Source organism: Pseudoalteromonas sp. Z1A6 (assembly GCF_011378745.1).
Taxonomy (GTDB): Bacteria; Pseudomonadota; Gammaproteobacteria; order Enterobacterales; family Alteromonadaceae; genus Pseudoalteromonas; species Pseudoalteromonas arctica.
In genome coordinates this window covers 1-3792 of the sequence record NZ_WTKW01000375.1, presented here as the reverse complement: position 1 = coordinate 3792, position 3792 = coordinate 1, and the positions used below count along the sequence as shown (strand labels likewise).

3 protein-coding genes and 1 pseudogene are annotated in these 3792 nt (G+C 37.4%); all 4 read left to right on the top strand.

Features of this window, described 5'->3' with window-relative positions; all coding sequences use genetic code 11:
• The first annotated feature begins 286 nt into the window (after positions 1–286).
• Positions 287–1273, top strand: coding sequence for a hypothetical protein (locus tag GQR46_RS17345; protein ID WP_165741725.1), 987 nt, complete (start codon positions 287–289; stop codon positions 1271–1273).
• A gap of 255 nt (positions 1274–1528) precedes the next feature.
• On the top strand, positions 1529–2503 hold the full coding sequence (locus tag GQR46_RS17340) for a transposase (RefSeq protein WP_165741724.1): 975 nt from the start codon (positions 1529–1531) through the stop codon (positions 2501–2503).
• Between the two features lie 329 nt (positions 2504–2832).
• Complete coding sequence (locus GQR46_RS17335; protein WP_206009653.1) at positions 2833–3282, top strand: hypothetical protein; 450 nt, start codon at positions 2833–2835, stop codon at positions 3280–3282.
• 96 nt (positions 3283–3378) lie between these two features.
• Positions 3379–3792 (top strand): annotated as a pseudogene (locus tag GQR46_RS17330) (hypothetical protein); the annotation flags it as partial.

The following is a 3792-nucleotide window of genomic DNA, read 5'->3' as shown; positions in this document are numbered from 1 at the left end:
AGGTGAAATAGATTTTAATACACTGAGTTTCATATCAGCTTCTTTTATTAAAAGCGCCTTTTTAAATTCACATATAATTTGGTTTATTTTAATTACATTACTTTCCCTTCCCTTTTGTCGTTGCTCTACCATAAAGTATATGGAATTGATTTGGCTAAAACTAACAATGAGCAATAGCTTAGCGCAGTAGTTGTTTATGGGCATACCTTAAGCGCATTACAAAAGCCGCTTTATAACTTAAAGGAAGTTTGAGCTATACATAGTTTGAGTTTGTTAAAGGAATAATATGTCTATTTATAATTACTTAGGTGGCCCGCTGGCTAAAAAAACAATTTTTAATAAATACTTTAATGCTAAGACAAGTAAAAGTATTACAAGAAAATTTGGTGGATTATGTATTCTTTATGATTGGCTATATATCGATAAGTTAGGCCTAAAGGCACAACCCCAGCGCTTTCAAGTCCATTCATGCGGTAATGATCCCATGAGAGCACTTATCTTTGGTCCCATGTTTTTAGGGTTCACAGGTAGTTCTTTTATAGGGTTATTTACATTATGGTGGATTCCATTTGGCTCAGAGCCTTACCCGCTGACTCTATTATTCTTGGTGCTTATAGGGAACCTTATATTTTTAAATCTCCAACCACTCTGGGATAGGATGGCGCCTCCTAAGTTAGCGTATTTTGATCGTCAAACAGGTAAAGTCGGTTACACCTTTGATATTCCTGGTTGTGACGAGCGCGATGAATTTGGTAATTGCTGCTTTGATTGGCGAGATATGCAATGCTCATTAATAAACGAAAGCACCTCACAGTCGGGCTCGCGGGCATTTTTTCCAAGACTCTCCCATAAAAATATAGATAAATACCCACAAACAAAAATGACGATTGTAGTGACAGAGTTAGCTCAGAACCCAATTTATTGTTTATTGTTTTGGGAGCGCCTAGTGCGCTTTATGGATAACACCAAGCCATTACCTGATATACCTGAATATGAGGGGTACAGGCACCTAGATTCAATCACCGCTGAGTTTGATAAACAAAACAATCGCCCTGAGGTTTACTGGCGTGACATGAGCTTTGCACAACAAACAGAAATTTATGATGAGCTATATGCTGAAGCATATAAAATAGATTGGTACAGCGACGAGCCACACCCTGAAATCACCAAACCATGGCAACGCTGGACGCCTGAGCCCGAGCGAAAACAAACACTTAATTGGAAATACAAAGCGAAACGTTTATTTATGCAATTAACGTGTGGGATACCCTGAGTACCTTTTATGGCGGGATTTAGTTTATAAGCGAATTAACAAGACACTCATCCTAAATTTTGCACTTTTCGAAGTTAGAGGCTAGCCTTTGTTTAGTGCAAAAAACAAGCAGGGTGTCACATGGCTATTGCAAGAAAGCGTCAAGTAAGTTTGGTTGAGAATTAAAGAAATTAACAAGACACTCATCCTAAATTTTGCACTTTTCGAAGTTAGAGGCTAGCCTTTGTTTAGTGCAAAAAACAAGCAGGGTGTCACATGGCTATTGCAAGAAAGCGTCAAGTAAGTTTGGTTGATACAAAATATTATCATTGTATTTCACGGTGTGTTCGTCGAGCCTTTCTGTGTGGTGAAGACCACTTTACGGGGAAGTCTTACGAACATCGACGAGGCTGGGTTGAAGATAAGCTACTTGAATTAGCGAAGGTATTTTGTATTGATGTGTGTGCTTATGCTGTCATGAGTAACCACACGCACTTGGTGTTGTATGTTGACGATAAAAAAGCCAATCGGCTGAATGATAAAGCGATTGTTATTCGGTGGCACAAGCTTTGTAAAGGTACGTTGATTACACAAAAATACATCCAGGGCGAAAAGTTAAGCAAAATAGAACTTATATTTTTTAATCAAACAGTAAAGCAATACCGAGAGCGCTTATCAAGTATCAGCTGGTTTATGCGCTTATTAAATGAAGGTATTGCGCGCAGAGCGAACAAAGAAGATAACTGCACAGGACGGTTCTGGGAGGGACGCTTTACGTCTCAAGCATTACTAGATGAAGCATCCCTTGCCGCCTGTATGGCGTATGTCGATTTAAACCCAATTAGAGCTAAAATGGCTAATACCCCAGAAGAGTCAGACCATACCAGCGTCCAAAAACGTTTAACACACGCAAGAGATGGTAAACAACCAAAACAACTACTTCGCTTTGCAGGCATGCCACGTCAAATAATGCCAAAAGGGCTCCCGTTTGAGCTTAAATCGTACCTTGAACTTGTTGAATTAACAGGACGTTGTATACGAGAAGATAAGCGAGGGTATATTGAAAGTGCACATTTGCCTTTACTAGAAAGAGTGAATATATCACCAGAAAACTGGTTAAAACTCACCACACAATTTACACGCGTATTTCATGGTGCAGTAGGCAGGCCCACTTCACAAGCAAGTTACTGTGAAAATTTAAACAGAAAACGGCGAGCGAACATCAGTAACTGCCAAAAGCTTCTCGCATAAACTTAAACTACTCAGTAAAATTATTCAGTAATAAATCACAACTGCATCATGCAGTTATTTTTGTGCATGTAATTTAAGATTAACAGCGGTAATGTTTTATTTAATGAATTAAATAAAAGAAATAGATAAGGAAAGGTAAGTTTTTAACATAAAAAGTAGATTTTATGGCACAGTTTAGCTTGCACAATTAGAGTGGCTGTCTAGTTTAATTCTTAGGGTTTACTTTTGATATACCAGGTTGTGAACAAAGAGATGACTTAGGTAACTGTTGTTTTAAATGGGAGGAGATTGTTTGCAGGTTAACCTCGAAAATGGGTGCGCCGGGTGTAATGAATTACTTTCCAGAAATTAGTCATATTGATCAAGAAAAGTACCCTGAAACAATAGTAACCGGTTCTGTTGTTGAGCTTTCAGCTAATCCAGTGCATTGTTATTTATTGTGGGAGTGTTATGTACGTTTTATGGATTTAAGTAAGCCATTGCCCGATGTGCCTGTATATGAACAACACCGTCATTCAGATCCAATTACAGCAGAGTTTGATAAAAAAAATAATCGTCCTTCAGACTTTTGGGTAGACTTTTCAATTGAACAGCAAATTGAAATTAGGGACGAAATTTTAGAAGATGCTTTTCCATATGATTGGCTAAAAGGTAAAGAGCGTGAAGAAGTAATCAAACCTTGGCTGCATTGGAAAGCAGGGCCTGACCGCATAGAGCAATTAACGTGGAAATATAAAGTAAAGCGTTTATTGATTCAACTTTTTATCGGCTTTCCGTGAGACTGTTTAAGTTTCAGAGTCCATGATGCTTTAACAATCAAAAAAAGGAACTTAAACAGAGCACCTTAAAGTGCCTCTGTTTATTAAAGGAATCTGATGCAAAATAATGACTACCTAGCCGTTGATATTATGCCTAAAAAAAAGCGGTTTAATTGTTTTTTTTACCCTGAGAGATTAAATAGTCTTAAAGAAAAGTTTAAAGGCTTATGTTACTTGTATGACCTGACCTCTAAAAAGCAGAAAGTTATACAAAAGCACCCAGAACGATATAAAGTAGAAATGTGCGGAAATAGTCCAGCTAGAGCTGTACTTTTTGGTCCTGTAATTATAGGGGCTGTTTTGAGTCTTGTGACTTTAATAAGTGTTTTATCTCTACCTATTTACGAAGAGGGTGAAAAATTTCAATGGTGGATACCTATACTTACTTTTTCTTGGAACCTGTTTTTTCTTAATTTATTACCAATAACAGACAGTTACATCCCCAAAAAACAAATATACTTTGACAGAAAA